17 protein-coding genes and 1 pseudogene are annotated in these 18,478 nt (G+C 42.6%); 11 read left to right on the top strand and 7 right to left on the bottom strand.

Annotated elements, in window-relative coordinates; translation table 11 throughout:
* Positions 1–9: 9 nt before the first annotated feature.
* A complete protein-coding gene (locus E0H77_RS12370; protein WP_131378415.1) occupies positions 10–1,113 on the top strand; it encodes a beta-ketoacyl-ACP synthase III in 1,104 nt (367 codons plus the stop codon).
* Positions 1,114–1,205: 92 nt separating this feature from the next.
* Here E0H77_RS12370 and E0H77_RS12365 read toward each other — a convergent pair whose 3' ends face one another.
* Positions 1,206–1,415, bottom strand: a complete 210-nt coding sequence (locus E0H77_RS12365) for a hypothetical protein (protein WP_213073567.1) — start codon at positions 1,413–1,415, stop codon at positions 1,206–1,208.
* 502 nt (positions 1,416–1,917) lie between these two features.
* Between E0H77_RS12365 and dusB the strand changes: the two genes are divergently transcribed.
* On the top strand, positions 1,918–2,934 hold the full coding sequence (dusB, locus tag E0H77_RS12360) for a tRNA dihydrouridine synthase DusB (protein ID WP_265937319.1): 1,017 nt from the start codon (positions 1,918–1,920) through the stop codon (positions 2,932–2,934).
* Between the two features lie 2 nt (positions 2,935–2,936).
* On the opposite strand, the gene E0H77_RS12355 is transcribed toward dusB, so the two are convergent.
* The 4 genes from E0H77_RS12355 to E0H77_RS12340 form a co-directional block, all read right to left on the bottom strand.
* Positions 2,937–3,980: an NAD(P)H-dependent flavin oxidoreductase gene (locus E0H77_RS12355; RefSeq protein WP_131378411.1), complete on the bottom strand. Its 1,044-nt coding sequence runs from the start codon at positions 3,978–3,980 to the stop codon at positions 2,937–2,939.
* A gap of 38 nt (positions 3,981–4,018) precedes the next feature.
* Positions 4,019–4,219 (bottom strand): hypothetical protein, encoded by a 201-nt coding sequence (locus tag E0H77_RS12350; protein ID WP_131378409.1) that lies wholly within the window; start codon positions 4,217–4,219, stop codon positions 4,019–4,021.
* Positions 4,220–4,388: 169 nt separating this feature from the next.
* The gene (locus E0H77_RS12345) at positions 4,389–5,090 is read right to left on the bottom strand and encodes an alpha/beta fold hydrolase (protein WP_131378407.1); all 702 of its coding nucleotides are present in this window, start codon (positions 5,088–5,090) and stop codon (positions 4,389–4,391) included.
* Positions 5,091–5,102: 12 nt separating this feature from the next.
* On the bottom strand, positions 5,103–6,386 hold the full coding sequence (locus E0H77_RS12340; RefSeq protein WP_131378405.1) for an MFS transporter: 1,284 nt from the start codon (positions 6,384–6,386) through the stop codon (positions 5,103–5,105).
* 113 nt (positions 6,387–6,499) lie between these two features.
* Between E0H77_RS12340 and E0H77_RS12335 the strand changes: the two genes are divergently transcribed.
* Together E0H77_RS12335 and E0H77_RS12330 are read left to right on the top strand one after the other, a co-directional pair.
* Positions 6,500–7,411, top strand: coding sequence for a LysR family transcriptional regulator (locus E0H77_RS12335; RefSeq protein ID WP_131378403.1), 912 nt, complete (start codon positions 6,500–6,502; stop codon positions 7,409–7,411).
* Between the two features lie 17 nt (positions 7,412–7,428).
* Positions 7,429–7,650, top strand: a complete 222-nt coding sequence (locus tag E0H77_RS12330) for a DUF1653 domain-containing protein (RefSeq protein WP_131314681.1) — start codon at positions 7,429–7,431, stop codon at positions 7,648–7,650.
* A gap of 119 nt (positions 7,651–7,769) precedes the next feature.
* On the opposite strand, the gene E0H77_RS12325 is transcribed toward E0H77_RS12330, so the two are convergent.
* On the bottom strand, positions 7,770–7,979 hold the full coding sequence (locus E0H77_RS12325; RefSeq protein ID WP_004901391.1) for a KTSC domain-containing protein: 210 nt from the start codon (positions 7,977–7,979) through the stop codon (positions 7,770–7,772).
* A 244-nt stretch (positions 7,980–8,223) separates the two neighbouring features.
* A pseudogene (locus tag E0H77_RS12320) lies at positions 8,224–9,501 on the bottom strand (acetyl-CoA C-acetyltransferase); the annotation flags it as partial.
* A gap of 244 nt (positions 9,502–9,745) precedes the next feature.
* On the opposite strand from E0H77_RS12320, the gene E0H77_RS12315 reads away from it, so the two are divergent.
* The 7 genes from E0H77_RS12315 (at position 9,746) to E0H77_RS12285 (ending at position 18,165) form a co-directional block, all read left to right on the top strand.
* Complete coding sequence (locus tag E0H77_RS12315) at positions 9,746–11,137, top strand: 3-oxoacyl-ACP reductase (protein ID WP_131378399.1); 1,392 nt, start codon at positions 9,746–9,748, stop codon at positions 11,135–11,137.
* A gap of 62 nt (positions 11,138–11,199) precedes the next feature.
* The gene (locus E0H77_RS12310; protein WP_131378397.1) at positions 11,200–12,057 is read left to right on the top strand and encodes a MaoC family dehydratase; all 858 of its coding nucleotides are present in this window, start codon (positions 11,200–11,202) and stop codon (positions 12,055–12,057) included.
* Between the two features lie 270 nt (positions 12,058–12,327).
* Entirely contained in the window at positions 12,328–14,295 is a 1,968-nt protein-coding gene (dnaX, locus tag E0H77_RS12305; protein WP_131378395.1) for a DNA polymerase III subunit gamma/tau, read from the top strand.
* A 149-nt stretch (positions 14,296–14,444) separates the two neighbouring features.
* Positions 14,445–14,948, top strand: coding sequence for a low molecular weight protein-tyrosine-phosphatase (locus E0H77_RS12300; protein WP_131378393.1), 504 nt, complete (start codon positions 14,445–14,447; stop codon positions 14,946–14,948).
* Positions 14,949–14,963: 15 nt separating this feature from the next.
* Complete coding sequence (gene murB, locus E0H77_RS12295) at positions 14,964–16,001, top strand: UDP-N-acetylmuramate dehydrogenase (RefSeq protein WP_171478351.1); 1,038 nt, start codon at positions 14,964–14,966, stop codon at positions 15,999–16,001.
* A gap of 2 nt (positions 16,002–16,003) precedes the next feature.
* Positions 16,004–17,134, top strand: coding sequence for a YdcF family protein (locus E0H77_RS12290; RefSeq protein ID WP_131378389.1), 1,131 nt, complete (start codon positions 16,004–16,006; stop codon positions 17,132–17,134).
* Positions 17,134–18,165 carry an alpha/beta hydrolase gene (locus E0H77_RS12285; protein WP_045793082.1) on the top strand — a complete coding sequence of 344 codons (1,032 nt, stop codon included), beginning with the start codon at positions 17,134–17,136 and terminating at the stop codon, positions 18,163–18,165. The genes E0H77_RS12290 and E0H77_RS12285 overlap by 1 nt, the downstream gene beginning before the upstream one ends.
* Positions 18,166–18,478 lie beyond the last annotated feature (313 nt).

Genomic DNA, 18,478 nt, shown 5'->3' with positions numbered 1-18,478 from the left:
GAATTTGACATGAGCATTCGTATTACAGGAACAGGGTTATTTCATCCAACTGAAGCGATTAGTAATCAAGAGCTGGTCGCGAGCTTGAATGCTTATGTAGAGCGCTATAATCAACAGCATGCTGAGCAAATTGCTCAAGGTGAACTTGAAGAGTTGCATGGTTCAAGCGAAGCGTTTATTGAAAAAGCCTCAGGAATCAAAAGCCGCTATGTGGTCGAAAAATCGGGTATTTTAGATATTAACCGCATGTATCCGCGTCTGACTGAGCGCAGCAATGATCAATTGTCCTTGCAAGCAGAGTGGGGCGTGACCGCAGCCCAACAAGCCATGCAGCAGGCAGGCGTGACGACAGAAGATATTGATGTGGTGATTTTGGCATGTTCCAACATGCAACGTGCTTATCCTGCGGTATCGATTGAAATTCAGTCGGCTTTAGGCATTCAAGGCTATGCCTATGACATGAATGTTGCCTGCTCTTCGGCAACTTTTGGTTTGAAACAGGCACACGATGCGATTCAGGCAGGTGCGCGCCGTGTGTTAATGGTCAATGTTGAAATTACTTCTGCACATCTCAACTTTAAATCGCGCGATTGTCATTTTATCTTTGGTGATGTGGCAACTGCGGCAATTATTGAAGATAGTGCGGACAAAGCAGGTTTTGAGCTGGTTGATGTACACTTGCAAACTCAGTTCTCCAACAACATTCGCAATAACTTTGGCTTTTTAAACCGTTGCGAAGATGCCTTTGGTGATAGTTTGTTGTTTAATCAAGATGGGCGTAAGGTGTTTAAAGAAGTATGTCCATTGGTTGCACAAATGATCAACCAGCAACTTGAGAAAAACCAGTTAAATGCCGATCAAATCAAACGCTTCTGGTTACACCAAGCCAATGCCAACATGAATGAACTGATTTTGAAATATGTAGCAGGCAAACAGGCAGAAGTTGCCCGCGCACCGATTATTTTAGATGAATTTGCCAACACATCTTCAGCAGGCGTAATGATTGCCATGCATAAAACCGCACATGAAGTTGAAGTGGGGGAATATGCCATTTTGAGTTCGTTTGGTGCGGGCTATTCGGTGGGTACAGTTTTGCTGAAAAAAGTCGCTTAACTTGCAGCCATTCAAATAAAAAAAAGCCCAAAATTTGGGCTTTTTTATTGGGTCATGTTGAGTTGATTTTGTGATATTAGATCGGCTAGGTTCTAGCGTTTATGTTGTAAATGTCCAATTTTCCGTTCGATATGATCTTGAAATTGTTCCAGTAATTTCTGAGCTTCGTCTTCACAGGTTACCAATGGTGCAGCGCCCGTTAGTGGTTTGTTGGCAGGTTCTCTTAAATAAAATGCTGTGGCTAAACCAAGTTTAATTTTTACTTCATTGTCAGGAATCGGATTGACACGGTTCACTGCCATGTAGGCAGCTTAGAAATAAGATAAAGAGCTGTTGGTATAAAAGTGGAGATACACTTTTTACACGATCTTGTAGTGATAAAGATTCTTTAGACAGCGTTTTTTTAGCTGAAAATTCATCGTTAATACACTTCTCGATCAATTCATCTAAAGTTTTTTCCACTTATTCAACATCTAGATTTAAAATAGCGAGGTTGATCAGAATATTAATTTCAATGCGGTTACTCCATTTTTGAATCAATGGCTCTTTGTTAGAGATCTTTGTTTTAATCAGTGGAGGGAACCTTTACGGTTTTCGTATTTGAGTTCTGTATCGAGTTTTGCCATCAGCGATTGCCTGTTCTCCAGCGACATCCATCTCTATCACACCATATCAAATTTACGCCAAGCACAGTTATGGTGTGAATTTCGGCATAAAGGAATAGTTGGATATGTTGAAGAATGATTGAAATTGATTGAGAATTTGGAAAGTTGAAAATTGAGTAAAAACAAAGTAATTACAGAATTGTTCGATAAAACAAAGCGTAACCAAATTTGGGTCGCGCCGATGGCAGGCGTCACTGATAGGCCCTTCAGAACACTGTGCAAGTACTTCGGTGCAGGGCATGCCGTTAGTGAAATGATGACTGCCGATAAAACGCTACGCATGAGCAAAAAAAGCTTGTACCGTGCCAATTTTGATGGAGAAATTGCACCAATCTCTGCGCAAATCGCAGGTTCAGAACCAGAACAATTGGCAGAAGCAGCGCGCTATCAAGTTGCCAATGGTGCGCAGATTATTGATATTAATATGGGATGCCCCGCCAAAAAAGTCTGTAACAAACTGGCAGGTTCAGCATTATTGCAAGATGAAGATTTGGTCGCGCGTATTTTGGATGCGGTAGTTGCTGCAGTTGATGTTCCTGTGACTTTAAAAACCCGACTTGGTTATTTAAACGGGCAAGAAAATATTATGCGGGTTGCCAAACGTGCAGAGCAGGTGGGTATCGCAGCGCTTGCTTTGCATGGGCGCACTCGTGAAGATATGTATTTAAATACAGCCCGTTATGAACTGATTAAACAAGTCAAAGCGCATATCAACATTCCCGTGATTGCCAATGGTGATATCGACAGTCCTGAAAAAGCCAAATACGTGCTGGACTATACAGGTGCAGATGCGGTGATGATTGGTCGAGCAGCACAAGGGCGACCATGGATTTTTCGTGAAATCGCTCACTATCTCAAAACAGGTCAGCATTTGGTTGCACCAAGCATTGAAGAAGTGAAAACCGTTTTACTTGGGCATCTGAGTGAATTATATGAATTTTATGGTGAATACTCAGGTTGTCGAATTGCCCGAAAACATATTGCCTGGTACACCAAAGGGCTACATTCGAGCAATGACTTTAGACAAAATATGTATCAGGTAGAATCGACCCTTGAACAAGCCAAAGTAGTTGAAGATTATTTCAACTTGTTGCTCGATCAAGGGCAAAATATGGATGATGTACAAATCGAATCGGTCAATTTACTGGAAATGTAGATTTAAGCATAATGCATTTCTTTCACCAGTGTTTGTACCAGTTCATGCGCCTCAAGCTGTCGAATTTGTGATACATGAGCGCCTGCCCAAAATGCGGCATATCCATGATGGTCATGTTGTGCTGCGGCAGTATGTAGTTGTTTTGCAATGTCATAGGTGTACGGATAAGCAGGAATTTCAGGGCGGTAAATGCTATCGACCTGTTTATGCCAGTCATTGATAATCCCACGAGCAGGACGACCTGAAATTGCAGCACTAATTTGTGTGATAGGCTCATCAAATAACGCTTCTCGGTACATAGTGCTGGCATTTGAGCTTGTGCATTGAATAAATGCTGTACCTAATTGCACAGCCGATGCACCTGAGTCTAAGGCATAACGAGCTTGCTGACCTGTCATGATGCCACCTGCTGCAATAACTGGAACTGAACAATATTTGTGCAGTAATTGTACTAGGTCAATAGTGGTCATTGCAGCATCGCTATCCGCATTAAAAATACCGCGATGCCCACCTGCCTCAGTTCCTTGAGCAACAATAATATCAATGCCCGCCTGTTCAATGGCTTGAGCTTCACTCAAATTGGTGGCAGTCACCATCGTCACAATACCCGCATTTTTGAGTGCCTGAATCTGATGCGGATGTGGAATACCAAAATGAAAGCTGACCGCAGCAGGGCGTAACTCAAGCACTAAGTTCAGGTAGTCATCTGAATCTAAAAAGCTTGGGTAAATACAATTTAATGTTTGGGGTGCAGGTTGACCAAACTGCGCAAAATGTGGCTGTAGATATTCAATCCATTGCTGTGCAATGTGTGGGTTAACAGTCTCACTACGATGACAGAAAAAGTTGACTTGAAATGCCTTGTCCGTCAGTGTTTGGGTTTCTAGAATTTGCTGGCGACAACTTTCCAGATTGCTTGCACCCAATCCAAGTGAGCCTAGTGCGCCTGCATTAGAAACTTGAGCGGCCAGTTGCGGGGTTGAAACGCCTGCCATTGGCGCCAGAAAAATGGGATGCTCTAGCTTAAGCTGAGAAAGTATAGACATGATGAATAACTTATCTGTAAATGCTGACGAAGAAATGATTACTGATGGTCTGCGTTATTAATAGAGCTTGCAACATGATCGTTAGCTTGTTGAGTTTTAAGCTTCACGGTATCAATGGTCTTTTTATATTGATTTTGTGCTTGCTCATTGTGTGCTCCTGACACTGGATTAGGTTGTTTTGTACAACCGATTAACGCCGTCACAACAATAACCGCACTGATGACAACACTATGTTTCATTCGGCTTTCCTCTGATTTATCGTTGAATTTAAATTCAGTGTAGATATTTCCCTCAGCGAAAAAAGTGAAAATTACATTTTTCTAACGGGATTGTCATAGCCTCAAACATTTTGATGAATTGAACAATACGACCTTTAGAGTAAGTCAGAGGCATTGCAATCCCATTCATTTAACTGGCAAGCCAGTGTTGCAACACTGCTGTGGTTTCTTCTGGACATTCGAGTGGTGGCAAATGTCCACAGTGTTTGAAAATATGTAGATGTGAATTTGGAATGCCTTCATGCATTTCCTGAGCCAGTTTGACAGGTGTAACCAAATCATTTTCTCCGACAGCCACCAAAGTTGGAATGTGGATATTGGCTAAAAATGGTCGTGAGTCAATTCGCCCTAAAATGGCTTTTTGCTGATTTAAGAATGTATGTCCGCCTAAACGCTGAGCCATGGCTTTGATTTCTTCGCCAATCGGGTCATGTACGCGAGAAGGGTGAATAATCTGGGGGAGTAATTTATTGGTGACCCCCATAAATTTACCCATTTGAATCGAATTAATGGTCGCTTGGCGATGCTTGGCAGAGGTGATGCTGTCAGGGCGAGCGCTGGTATCAAAAAGCGCAAGTTTAATAACACGTTCAGGTGCTTGGCGCAGCAATTCAAAGGCAACATAACCACCCATTGATAGCCCGACCAGTGCGAATTTTTCAGGGGCTTGCTGCAAAATACGCTGTGCCATAGCCGATAAGTTATCATCTTTTGATAAATCTGCAATGATGACCTGTGTCTGCTGTGACAATACGTTTGCCTGATGCTGCCACAGTTTTTCGTCGTTAAGTAAGCCAGGAATAAAAACTACAGTTGGGAGAGAAGAAAGCATAAACAACCTAAATTAACGTTTTACATGCAGTAAAGACAAAATACTGCCCAAAATAGCAAAGCTCAAAGTCAGAGCAACAATCGAGAGCCAACCACCATGTAGCCAGAACCAGCCACCCACAGAACCAATGATGCTCGAACCCATATAATAAAATAAAAGATAGAGCGATGCTGCATGCCCTTTATGTTCGCCTGCAGTTGGGCCAACGCAACCACTGGTCACCGAGTGGCTAATAAAAAAGCCTGTGGTCACCAAAATAATCCCTGCAATTACCGCAAAAATCGAACTTGCCAAAGTCAATGCCACGCCTAAACCCATAATCATGAAGCCACTGAGCATAAGTGGGCGTTTACCAAAACGGTCGGCAAGACTTCCTGCAATTGAAGATGACACCACGCCAAAAGCATAGACTAAGAAAATCAGGCTAATCGTGGTTTGGCTAAATGAATAAGGTGCATCTGACAAGCGAAACGTTGCATAGTTAAACAGTGTGACAAAAATGCTAGTCAAGCAGAAACCGATAGCATACAGGCGAATCAGACCGATATTGCTCAGATGCTTTTGCCAAGTACGAAGATGAAAACCGATACGAAAGCCAGGCTGAGCGACAAAATTACGTGATTTTGGCAACAGGTGGTAAAACCCAAAAGAGAACAACAGACAAATCACGCCCAATACGCCAAGTGCTATGCGCCATGAGTAGAACTCACTGACCAGCCCCATCCCAACCCGACCCATCATGGCGCCAAATGCTGTACCACCAACATATAACCCCATGGCTTTACCCAAGTGTGCAGGATCAATTTCTTCTGCCAGCCATGCCATGGCTACAGCAGGCACACCACCAAGCACCAAGCCTTCAAGTGCACGGGCAATCAGTAAAGCATGCCACTGCGGCATAAATGCAGCCAAAATGTTCAATACCGATGCGACAGCCATTGAGACAAACATAATGCCGCGACGTCCAAAGGCTTGTGAAAATGCACTGGCCAGTACAATCGAAAAAGCCAGTAAACCTGTGGTCAAAGAGAGTGCTAAAGAACTGGTTGCAGGGCTAATCTGGAAGCTATGTGAAAAAGCGGGTAATAACGGCTGCACACAATAGATGAGAGAAAAACTGGCAAAGCCCAGTAAAAACAATGCACCGCCTGCGCGATAGTAGTCTTTTGAGCCTTGTTGAATCCAGACATTTTTAAATGGAGGACGTAACGTGGACACAGAAGTTGTGTGATTGGAATCTGTCCAGGTTTCTGTTGCTGAAACCTGAACGGATTTGGATGAGGAATCGCTCGCCATGATGAATGCTCGATTTCAGGGGTTTTGCAGGGAGAAGTTAGTAACACTTAATCTAGCAATTTGCTGGGTATTTTTCTAATATATTTAAATGTGTACCTTGATATGTTTTATATATGGAACTTCGGCATATTCGTTATTTTCTAGTTGCTGCAGAAGAAAAAAATCTGACCAAGGCTGCGGCGCGTTTGGGCATTAGTCAGCCACCATTGAGTATGCAAATTCGTGATCTGGAAAATGAAATTGGTGCAGCACTGTTTCATCGAAATGCACATGGTATTGTTTTAACAGAAGCAGGGCAGGCATTTTTACAGGCAGTGCAACCGTTACAGCAACGTGCGGATGAGGCGATTCAAATCGCACGTCAGGTTGCCAATGGTGAACTGGGTCAGTTAAATTTGGGTTTTACAGGAACAGCCGCGCTCAATCCGCTGATTCCTGCAGCGATTCGTGAGTTTCAGAAAACTTACCCGAAAGTGAAAGTTAAAATTGAAGAAGCCAATTCTGCCACGCTCATTCATAAACTTTTAAATGAACAGGTCGACATCGCTTTTCTACGTTCTTCCAACCCACAACCTGAAGCGTTAAAAATCCAGCAGCTAGTCGACGAACCTTTGGTGGCTGTCGTGCCATATCAGCATCGGGTTGCACAGCAACAGGGTGATTTGGCATTGTTGGAGCTTAAAGATGATCCATTTATTATGATTCCTGAATCATTTTCGGGTATGGGGTTGTATGATGCGATTGTACAAGCCTGCTTGCAGGCAGGTTTTGACCCAAAAATAGGGCAGAGGGCACCACAACTGGTTTCAATTTTGTCTTTAATTTCAGCAAATCTGGGTGTGTCACTGGTGCCTGAGTCAGCCATGCAGGTGCAACTGGCTGGTATTCAGCATCGCCGCTTGCAAGCACCTGTTCCGCATGTCAGTTTAGCGCTGGCATATAGGATGGAAAACCCGTCACAACTGGCGATTAATTTTGCCAGTATCGTGATGTCACTTTGCCATCAACCACAACATTCATTTTGATTCCTCTGGAGGGTTCAATGCAGTTACAACGTGGAATTTACCGACATTACAAAGGGCAGCTATATCAGGTTTTTTCGGTTGCACAGCATAGTGAAACACAAGAAGCACATGTGGTTTATCAGTGTCTATATGGTGATTATTCGATGTGGATTCGGCCATTGGAGATGTTTATGGAACAGGTGACCTTAGAAGATGGTACAGTTTGCCCACGTTTTGCATTGGTGCAAAGTCTAAGCTAAATGAGATGGATTGCTTGGTCAGTGTCAGAATTTATCGGAAAATAAAAGCTGACACCAACTTTAAAATCAGTCATCTGCCGAGCGATGCAGATGAGGTTTTTTCTGAATGGAATTCTGTGTCAAGCAAGCGCAACACTGGAAAAATGTAAATTATAAGTTAAATATCTTTCTATAAAATCAGTTTTGTTCTGCACACGAAGCATGTTGTCATAAACAAAAGTTGGCACCGAATAAAATAGCACTGCCGAACCATCGGTATAAAAAATTTTTAAATAATGTGAACTCGCACTGTACTTCCAAGTTTTAACAACGTGATCAGTTTTATACATATAATCTCATCCTTCTCGTTGTTGATATTTTTCTAAAATAGTGCAATTTTCAAACCAACAAATGCATTATTTCTTCTATTATTATGATTTATCTGCTGTTTATCTGACACATCCTGTGCTTTGCTATTATTCCATCCTATATTTTCAATATATCCTTTTTTAAAATAATAAGCTTGCTATAAAAAACAAACAAGTAGCCTTGCGTGTCACGTAAGGCTACTTTGTATAAAGATTATTTTTAGGTTTATTTCTCAACGATAGCAGTCACACCTTGCCCACCTGCGGCACAGATCGAAATCAGTGCACGTCCAGAACCTTTTTGGTGAATGAGTTTGGCCGCGGTTGCCAAAATGCGCCCACCTGTTGCTGCAAATGGATGTCCAGCTGCCAAAGACGAACCATTGACATTGAGCTTACTGCGATCAATACGTCCAAGCGGTTGAGCTAAACCTAGGCGCTGCTGGCAAAACTCTGGATCTTCCCATGCTTTTAAGGTGCTGAGAACCTGAGAAGCAAAAGCTTCGTGAATTTCATAAAAATCGAAATCTTGAAGGGTTAGATTGGCACGTGCCAACATGCGTGGCATGGCATAAGCAGGTGCCATGAGTAAGCCTTCTTTTTTATGGACGAAGTCAACCGCCGCAGTTTCAGAAAAACTTAAATAGGCAAGAACTTCGTATCCATGGGCTTTTGCCCAATCTTCCGATGCGAGGAGTACACATGAAGCCCCGTCAGTTAAAGGAGTTGAGTTCGCAGCGGTCATGGTGGCGTTGTCACCTTTACCAAATACGGGACGTAATGTTGCCAGTTTTTCTACAGATGAATCGGGGCGCAAATTTTGGTCACGTTCTAGACCTAAAAACGGTGTAACCAAATCGTCAAAGAAGCCTGCATCATAAGCGGCTGCCAGTTTATGATGGCTGGCAACGGCGAGTTCATCTTGTGCTTGACGGGAAATTCCCCATTCTAAAGCGGTGAGTGCAGCATGCTCACCCATCGACAAGCCTGTACGTGGTTCGCCATTTTTGGGAGCTTCAATCAAGCTCTTAAAGTTAATGCTCGCAAGTGCCTGTAAACGGGCTTTTGCAGTCTTGGCAACATTAAGTTCAAGTAATGCCTTGCGTAAGCCATCGCCAAGTGCAACAGGTGCATCGGAGGTTGTATCGACACCACCTGCGATACCGACTTCAATTTGCCCAAGCGCAATTTTATTGGCAACGGCAAAGGCTGCCTGTAGACCAGTACCACAGGCTTGTTGTAAATCATAAGCGGGCGTTTCTGCTGCAAGCCGCGTATTTAAGATACATTCACGAGTCAGGTTAAAGTCGCGGCTATGTTTAAGGACTGCACCGGCAACAACTTCCCCAAGTTGTTGACCATGTAGCTCGAAACGTTCAATCAATCCATTGAGTGCGGCAGTGAGCATGTCAGCATTACTGGCTTTAAAATATGGGCCATTGGAACGGGCAAAAGGAATCCGATTGCCACCCAAAATTGCAACACGACGAATAGTCTGACTCATAACGGTGTTCCTATGCAAAAAATTGAAAAATGTTGGATGGAAAATAAAGTGAAATTAGAGATAATTTTGGTTTACCATAGCATAGAATACAACTCGGGCAATTGACCGAAATGACACAATAACAACGATTCAAGTCAACATATCTTATACGCAATTTCAGTATGATAATTTCAGCATTATCTACCCATTCAGATGTGTTTCATGCTGTATCTATATGATTCACCGAAGTGAAGAGAACATAATTATGACTGATCAATACCAGCATTTCTTTAAAACGCCAATTGGTAAATTTGTCATCAAGCATTTGGGTTTACCTGCACCCGTTACACTTGAGCGTTATCGGGCTGCTACACCAGTGGTACAAGGTGCGGTTTTATTGGGAACAACACCGCAGGCATCGTTTACAGCCGCCATTGTCGATACACTGCGACAAATCCATGCCAATACTTATATTTCTGATGACGCAGAGCTGATCGCCCAAACCAAACGTGCAGATCTCGACGTCAGTATTTTTACAGCAGAAAATAACACAACCAAATTTAAAGCACTGGTTTTTGATGCATCAGGGATTCGTAGCACTGAGCAACTCAAAGCGGTATACGCATTTTTTCATCCGCTTGCACGGCAAATACAGGCATCGGGTCGGGTGATTATTTTGGGTTTAAATCCAGACAGTGCAGAAACCGTTACACAAGCAATCGCCCAGCGTGCGTTGGTCGGTTTTGTAAAGTCTTTGGGTAAAGAATTGCGTAAAGGCATTACTGCACAGCTCATCTACGCTGATCAGAACGCGGCTGATAATCTGGCATCGACTTTACGCTTTTTCTTGTCACCGCGTTCGGCTTATGTGTCGGGGCAGGTGGTGTTGGTACAAAAAGCAGATGTGGTTGCCGTGGACTGGGCAAAACCGTTGGCAGGTAAAACTGCGTTGGTTACAGGCGCAAGTCGGGGGATTGGCGAAGCGATTGCTCATGTTTTGGCACGCGATGGCGCACATGTCATTTGTCTGGATGTCGAACAGCAACAGGCAGATCTAGATCGAGTAGCACAAAGTATTGATGGTTCGACACTGGCACTGGACATTACTGCAACCGATGCAGGCGAGAAAATTGCGCAAGCGTGTCAGCAACATGGTGGTTTGGATATTTTAGTCCATAACGCAGGGGTAACCCGTGACAAAACCCTTGCCAATATGAAAGAACAGTTCTGGGATATGGTGCTTAACATTAACTTATCTGCTGCTGAACGGATTAATGACTATCTTCTTGAACATGATGCTTTTAATGCACACGGGCGAATTATTTGCGTGTCATCAATTAGTGGGATTGCAGGCAATTTAGGGCAAACCAACTATGCGACATCAAAAGCAGGTGTGATTGGTCTGGTCAAATATACTGCGCCGCATTTGAAAAATGGCATGACCATTAATGCAGTTGCACCTGGGTTTATTGAAACGCAAATGACCGCTGCGATTCCGTTTGCGATTCGTGAAGCTGGTCGCCGCATGAATGCCCTAAGTCAGGGTGGCTTACCTGTCGATGTCGCTGAAACTATTGCATGGTTTGCAACGTCTGCATCATCTGGTGTTAATGCCAATATTGTACGGGTCTGCGGGCAAAGCTTGCTTGGTGCTTAAAATCATGCGAACTTTGGGGGATCAAAATCATCCCCCATTTTTATAATCAAAACAGGTGCATCATGAGAACACGCCATTTTAGCCAATTTCCAAAACCCTATTTTGCTTATCCAAAAGTGATTCAAGGGTTGATCTTAAAAAATAAACAACTAGAGCAACGCTTGCCTGAAGTGGAATATGTGGTCGATGCGTTTCATGTCGATGCCAAACATTTGCGCGCTTATAACCAGATCTGTGGTTTTGCCAATAACGGCTATGTACCTGCGATTTATTTTGCGGTGCTGTCACAAAGCCTGCAAATGCATATGATGACTCAGGAAGCTTTTCCATTTGCAATTTTAGGTTTGGTGCATATTCATAATCAGGTGACACAGTACAAACCTTTGGCTGCAAATTTTCAGTACCGTTTGGTTTGTCGTTTTGGTGAATTAAAACCTCACCATAAAGGTCAGCAATTTGAGTTTATTACCGAAGTGTATATGGGTAATGAATTGGTGATGCATGGCGTGAGTACTTATTTGGCACGACAAAAAACGACTCAAACAGTGATTGAAAAAGCAACTGAAAAAGCCAATCTGGAATGGGTCTTGCAAGATCACTGGTCAATTCATGAAAATACAGGGCGTCGTTATGCACTGGTTTCAGGCGATGCCAACCCGATCCATTTGCACGCGTTGACTGCAAAAGCTTTTGGTTTTAAACAGGCGATTGCGCATGGAATGTGGACAAAAGCCAAGGCTTTAGCTGCACTGAGTTTGCCTGACAAATATCAGGCAGATGTCAGCTTTAAGTTGCCTGTATTTTTACCATCAGAAGTTGAATTATTGACACATCAACAAAGCAAAACAGTGAGTCAGTTTCTCATTCGCAGCGCCAAATCGCATAAACCACATGTGGTTGGACAAATTAGCAGTCTATAACGATCTAAATTTTTCTATGTAATAGACTTCTTTCATAAGTCCTTTTTATTTCTCCCTATGGGAGAAAAAGAAAGAGGGTGTAAGCAATTATGAAAGAAGTCTAATAGAAAGAGGGTAAAGGAATACCCCGATTCTATAAATAGCCTAAGTTTTTTTAATGGCTTGATCTAAATATTCAGTAGAATCAGTTGCTATTTAAGCGAATAAATACAGTTGCATTCACTATTGATTAAAAAAACAGTATGCTTAGCGAGGTGGAAAGGAGCATACATGTACCAAGTTCTTGCTAGAAAATACCGTCCTCGTAATTTCAATGAATTGGTGGGGCAAAACCATGTGGCTAGAGCGCTAATTAGTGCTTTGGAACGTGGACGTTTGCATCATGCCTATTTGTTTACGGGCACACGCGGAGTGGGAAAAACCACCATCGCGCGGATTCTTGCCAAATGCTTGAACTGTGAAACAGGGGTAACCTCAACACCGTGTGAAACGTGTGCAACTTGTCGCGCGGTCAATGAAGGGCGTTTTATTGATCTGATTGAGATTGATGCGGCGTCGCGCACCAAAGTTGAAGATACTCGTGAACTGCTTGACAATGTTCCTTACGCACCAACGCAGGGGCGTTTCAAAGTCTATTTGATTGACGAAGTACACATGCTGTCAACGCATTCTTTCAATGCGCTACTGAAAACACTCGAAGAACCCCCTGAACACGTTAAATTTCTGTTTGCGACCACCGATCCACAAAAGCTGCCGATTACTGTAATTTCACGCTGTTTGCAGTTTACTTTGCGCCCGCTGGATGCTAGTGAAATTCACCACCATCTTGACCATATTTTAATTAAAGAACAGATTCAGGCAGAGCAGGACGCGCTATGGCAAATTGCTGAAGCTGCACAAGGGTCATTACGTGATGCTTTGTCTTTAACCGATCAGGCTATTGCCTATGGGCAAGGGAAAGTTCAGCACCAAGATGTCAAAGACATGCTTGGTCTGATTGACCGCTCGATTATTTATGATTTGATTTTAGCGATTCACCAAAACCAGCCTCAACATGTTAGCCAGTTGTTATTGCAATTTCGCCAGCAAGCACTGGACGTAGCGTTAGTGCTGGATCAGCTTATTTCAACGCTGCATGAACTGGCATTGATGCATTATTTGCCAGATTTAAGTTTGAAATATAGTCAGGAAATTAATCAGAAAATTCGAAATCTTTCTCAACAGGTTTCTCCTCAAGATTTACAGTTGTATTATCAAATTGCTTGTAAAGGACGCTCTGAGCTGACGTGGGCAGTGACCCAAGAGCAAGGTTTTGAAATGTGTATCTTGCGTTTGTTGGCATTTCGACCTTTACAGATGGGTGAAGTGATTCAGACCTCCGAATCAGCCCAATCTTCATGTGTAGCTGTTACTTTGGAAACTGTTGCGCTAGTCTCGCCTGAGCCTGAGCCTGAGCCTGAGCCTGAGCCTGAGCCTGAGCCTGAGCCTGAGCCTGAAGAACAATCTCAAGTTGACTTGCCGCAAGGCTTGGTACAGTTTGATGCACTCAATGAAAGTACATTAATTGCAGTTGATTTACCTTCTGCACAGCAAGCTGTAATTGCCACAGATATTTATGCTGAAGAAAACTTATTTCCGTTCGAACCTGAATATGCTGAACCATCGCAACAAACTGTAGAGCCACAATCTATTCCTTCAGAAGAACAAGACGTGTTTACTTTATTTGCAGAGCCTGATTCTGTAGAAGTAGAAACAGTCATGCCTGCTGAACAGTTGGCTGCGATTGAGATAGAGTCATCTGTTGCACAAAATCTGATGCCACAAGATATTTTGAAACTTCCAGAGCAGCAACTTGAAGGTGAATGGACGGTTGAAAAATGGGAATACTGGTTTAGAAATAGCGCATTATCACCTGCGGTACAGGAACTGGCACAATATGGCTTAATGCATGGTCAGATCGATGGTGTAAGTACATTTCATATTCCACAGCAATATGAACAGCTTTTGACGCAGCAACAGCATAATTTAGAGCAGGCATTGAAAAATCACTGGGAAAATACACATTTTTCAGTGCAATATGGCGAAGTCACGCAAGTTACTCCGTATGTCATGCAGCATTTTCGCCGTGAGAAAGCACAGCAGCGTGCCGCCGAACTCATCCATCAGGATGGTATCGTTCAGCAGTTGTTGAGTACTTTCGACGGTGATATTCAACAGATTCAACTCAAACATGAATAGTAGTTTGTCGGTTTTTACGGCCATGAGATGCAGCACTGTTGATTTTTTGACAAGAAATAGCATTTGTTTAAATAAAGTCTATCGAGTTGTATTTCATCGTAGAAATGAAAAGAATACAATTGATATTTAAGCCATTATTGAGGTCTGACATGTCTTCGCAACAACCTTATAAGGTTTTGTGTGTGTGCTTGGGAAATATTTGTCGTTCTCCCACTGCCGAAGCTGTATTGCGGCATTTTTGCCAACTGCACCAATTGAATGTACATGTCGATTCTGCTGGAACGGCAGCCTACCATATTGGCGAAGCACCTGATGCACGTAGCCAGCAACATGCACATCAGCGCGGTTATGATTTGTCGGTGTTACGTGCGCGTCAGTTATCTCTCAACGATTTTCTGGATTTTGATTTAATTCTGGCAATGGATGAACAAAATTTAAAAAATATTCAGAAAATTGAATATCAAGCTCAACAAGAGTTTACTCAGCTTCGTGCACAGATTTATATGATGACCGAGCATGCAACTGAGTTGCAGCGTCAAGCGATTGCCGATCCGTATTATGGTGGTGCAGAAGGGTTTGAACATGTGCTCGATCAGTGTGAAACTGCCAGTCAAGCATGGGTAAATGTATTTAAATCTTCACAAAAACAATAAGGTTCTGTGTCAGTGATTCAAATTCAACAAGAGTTTCAACTGCAAGCATTCAATACATTGCATTTACAGGCTGTTGCTTCGCATTATGTCAAAGTGACTTCTGTACAAGCGTTACAGGAAGCATTGAATTACGCCAACTCACAGCAGCTAAATGTGCTGATTTTGTCTGGTGGTAGTAATATTTTATTGCCTGAATATGTACATGCCTTGATTATTCATATGGATATTCAAGGAATAGAGGTGCTTGCAGAGACCGATTCGCATGTTTCGGTACATGTCGGAGCAGGGCAAAACTGGCATGAGTTTGTATTGTATAGCACAGCGCATCACTGGTTTGGCTTACAAAATCTAGCGTTGATTCCAGGACTAGTCGGTGCATGTCCTGTGCAGAATATTGGCGCATATGGGGTTGAAGTTGGAGAGTTTATTGAGCAGGTACATGTCTATGACCGTGAGTTGCAACAGTTAACGCAACTTGCTGCCGAGCAATGTCATTTTTCTTATCGTCACAGTATTTTTAAACAACAGCCAAACCGTTATGTGATTGTTGGCGTGACATTTAAGCTACGTAAAACACCAGATTTACAATTGGCATACGGTGATTTACGTCATGCAGTGGGTGAAGAACTAACCGCAGAAAATCTACAGAAACAGGTTATTGCCATTCGCCAAAGTAAGCTGCCAGATCCAGCAGAGTTTCCAAATGTGGGGAGTTTCTTTAAAAATCCACTCATTTCACAAACGCAATATCAGCAGCTTGCTCAGTTATATCCTAACTTGCCCCATTATCTGCAAAAAAATGGTGCAGTCAAAATTGCAGCAGGTTGGTTGATTGATCAGGCAGGTTGGAAAGGTAAGCGTTTGGGTGCTGTCGGTATGTTTGCCCGTCAGGCACTAGTTTTAGTCAATTATGAATCGACTAGTTTGACCGATGTACAACAGACTTATCGTGCTGTTCAGGCGGCGGTTCAACAAAAATTTAATATTGTTCTTGAGCCAGAGCCTGTATTGTTTAATGAATCTGGTTTAATTCAATCGCATGTGAGCGTGTAGCGATGACTAACAAACAACATTGGATGATCAGCTTTGTGCGGATAGCTGCTGTGCTATTTGCGCTGTTGGCATGTCTGACAGTGTTGATATACACTCCGTTTTATTCCAAATTTATTGTTTTCCTGTTGAATCGCTTTGCCCCTGTTGAAGTCAATACTGTGGCAGCACGTAGTCAGCAAATGGCGGCCTTGAGTGAGCATGATGATTTAGAACCTGGTTCTGACTTATGGGTTGCTCGACAAGCATATTTAAAAGTCATGCAAGAAGCAGCACGGCGGCAAGATGCAGCAAGCCTGAATCTGATTCAGGCACGTTATGATCTATTGCAGTCAGAGATTAAGCGTAATCAGGAACACGAAGATAGCTTACAACCTGATCAGCAGATTGAGCAGGTACTCAAGCATAAAAAACATGAGTTACGTGAGGAGCTTGAAGCCGATAACACCAAACTTGCCAGCGAAATAGCGAGTTTGGATATGCCTGATAATTTGGCACTCATGGACAAATACATTCATTTTTTAAAAACTTTCCCTGTCAATACCAGTGCAAGTCAAGCTGTAAATCAACAGATGTATAGTGAGTTACAGCAGGAAAATAACAGCCAATCTCGCCGCATAGATACAACGCAACCCTCGGCAATTGTTGTTTTGGGTGGTGGTTTAACTTTAGCGAAAAACCGTAAAGATATTGTAGTCAATGATTATACGCGGTTGCGTTTAGAAACAACCTTAGCATTAGAAAAACAAAATAATTTACCGATTGTACTGAGTGGTGTAGAAGCTCCTTATATGCAAACTTGGCTCAACCAGCATGGTGTTTCTGCGAAACTATTAGAAAATCGTAGTATGAATACCTGCGAAAACACTCGGTTTAGTTCACTATTATTACAAAAGAAAGGCGGAGCACCCAAAGTGATGCTAGTCACTGATGAATATCATATGCCGCGAACTCGGCGTTTATTTGCCATGAATGGGATTGCGACGATTCCAGTCAATGCACCCATGCCGATGCCATTGACCACTTGGAAACCATCGGTACAAAACTATGACCATAGCCGCCGTGCCAACTATGAATTACTTGCTACCATTCGTGATGCAGTGTTTGGGGTGAGTGATTGTCGGGAGGTACCCTAATGGCTGACATTCCATTTTTAACGCCATCAATTTTAAAACAGCTCAAACTGCCTGTACCGAGTCGGGAAGTCACATCAAGTTTATTACCTGCGCTCAATTTAAATCGTCCTTATGAGCCTTCGGATGATTTGCTGGCTTATCAGAAACTGTATGGTTTAGACCAACTACAATGTAATCACTGGCAGGGGTATATTGAAATGCCTTTGTTTAAATTACATACTCAGGTTTTTGAGCCAAAAATAACACCTGTACGCGGTACGGTATTTTTGCTACATGGTTATTTGGAACATAGCGGAATTTATCAGCCGATTATTCAGGAAATTTTATCGCAAGGCTTTAGTGTTCTGGTGTTCGATTTACCTGGTCATGGCTTAAGCAGTGGTTCACCTGCGAGTATTCAAAATTTTGACCATTATCAGGATGTACTTAGTGCTGTTTATCATTATGTAAAAAATGCTGATCAACTTCCAAAACCGTGGTTGGGTATTGGGCAAAGTACGGGTGGTGCAATTTTTATGCATCATTTACTAGTATATGCTGAGCAGCGTAAAAACCCATTTGTTGATCGAGTCCTGTTGCTGTCGCCATTGGTTCGACCTGCTAAAACGGCATGGTGGCATAACCCTGTTGGGCTGGGTATTATTCGCCGCGTGCGCCGTCAAGTGCCGCGCCATTTTCGTCGCAATAACCATAACCCAGAATTTTTGCGTTTTATCCGTTTAACTGACCCATTGCAACCACGCATCATGGGTATGGACTGGATTTTAGCCATGTCGAAATGGATGCAAGAAATGGAGGATCGCCCAGCTTGTCGTATTCCTGTATGGCTGGCACAAGGTGCGCTCGATCAGACCGTGGACTGGAAATACAATATTGAATTTGTTCGTAAAAAATTCCGCCTACAGACTTTATTGATGCTTGAAGAAGGTTCGCATCAATTAATCAATGAGCGTGCTGATATTCGTGCTGCACTCACAGGTCTAATTCCTGCTTTTTTACATGCCAGTCATAGCCAACTTTACTTTGAATAATCAAAAGTGATTAATATTTATAAGATGCTGAGTTCTAAAAGGATTCGGCATTTTTCATGAAGAAACCAACATGCGCCATAATTAGATAATTTCTTAAAATTGAATGGCGAAAGAAAGAGCTGTTGAGTCAATGCTGTCGAATGGTTTGTGCTGTGCTTGCCATTGTTTTTTAACCAGTGAAAATATCAGTTAACTTGCCAATAAGAGTAGGAGATACGCTCTAACTTGTTATTGATGAGAAAATTTCTAAATCACTTGAAATTAATATTTTATATATTGTGTTTTTGTATTTTTATTTATGTTAATGTTTTGT

This window comes from Acinetobacter brisouioides, from assembly GCF_004331075.1.
Taxonomy (GTDB): domain Bacteria; phylum Pseudomonadota; class Gammaproteobacteria; order Pseudomonadales; family Moraxellaceae; genus Acinetobacter.
Note: the sequence above shows the minus strand (reverse complement) of the source record. Positions and strands in the feature narration are given on the sequence as shown.

What these genes read in the sequence shown, in the direction of transcription:
- E0H77_RS12370 (WP_131378415.1), top strand. Translation starts at nt 10, where the DNA reads ATGAGCATTCGTATTACAGGAACAGGGTTATTTCATCCAACTGAAGCG.
- E0H77_RS12365 (WP_213073567.1), bottom strand. Translation starts at nt 1,415, where the DNA reads ATGGCAGTGAACCGTGTCAATCCGATTCCTGACAATGAAGTAAAAATT.
- E0H77_RS12355 (WP_131378411.1), bottom strand. Translation starts at nt 3,980, where the DNA reads ATGTCTATACTTTCTCAGCTTAAGCTAGAGCATCCCATTTTTCTGGCG.
- E0H77_RS12350 (WP_131378409.1), bottom strand. Translation starts at nt 4,219, where the DNA reads ATGAAACATAGTGTTGTCATCAGTGCGGTTATTGTTGTGACGGCGTTA.
- E0H77_RS12345 (WP_131378407.1), bottom strand. Translation starts at nt 5,090, where the DNA reads ATGCTTTCTTCTCTCCCAACTGTAGTTTTTATTCCTGGCTTACTTAAC.
- E0H77_RS12340 (WP_131378405.1), bottom strand. Translation starts at nt 6,386, where the DNA reads ATGGCGAGCGATTCCTCATCCAAATCCGTTCAGGTTTCAGCAACAGAA.
- E0H77_RS12335 (WP_131378403.1), top strand. Translation starts at nt 6,500, where the DNA reads ATGGAACTTCGGCATATTCGTTATTTTCTAGTTGCTGCAGAAGAAAAA.
- E0H77_RS12330 (WP_131314681.1), top strand. Translation starts at nt 7,429, where the DNA reads ATGCAGTTACAACGTGGAATTTACCGACATTACAAAGGGCAGCTATAT.
- E0H77_RS12325 (WP_004901391.1), bottom strand. Translation starts at nt 7,979, where the DNA reads ATGTATAAAACTGATCACGTTGTTAAAACTTGGAAGTACAGTGCGAGT.
- E0H77_RS12315 (WP_131378399.1), top strand. Translation starts at nt 9,746, where the DNA reads ATGACTGATCAATACCAGCATTTCTTTAAAACGCCAATTGGTAAATTT.
- E0H77_RS12310 (WP_131378397.1), top strand. Translation starts at nt 11,200, where the DNA reads ATGAGAACACGCCATTTTAGCCAATTTCCAAAACCCTATTTTGCTTAT.
- dnaX (WP_131378395.1), top strand. Translation starts at nt 12,328, where the DNA reads ATGTACCAAGTTCTTGCTAGAAAATACCGTCCTCGTAATTTCAATGAA.
- E0H77_RS12300 (WP_131378393.1), top strand. Translation starts at nt 14,445, where the DNA reads ATGTCTTCGCAACAACCTTATAAGGTTTTGTGTGTGTGCTTGGGAAAT.
- E0H77_RS12290 (WP_131378389.1), top strand. Translation starts at nt 16,004, where the DNA reads ATGACTAACAAACAACATTGGATGATCAGCTTTGTGCGGATAGCTGCT.
- E0H77_RS12285 (WP_045793082.1), top strand. Translation starts at nt 17,134, where the DNA reads ATGGCTGACATTCCATTTTTAACGCCATCAATTTTAAAACAGCTCAAA.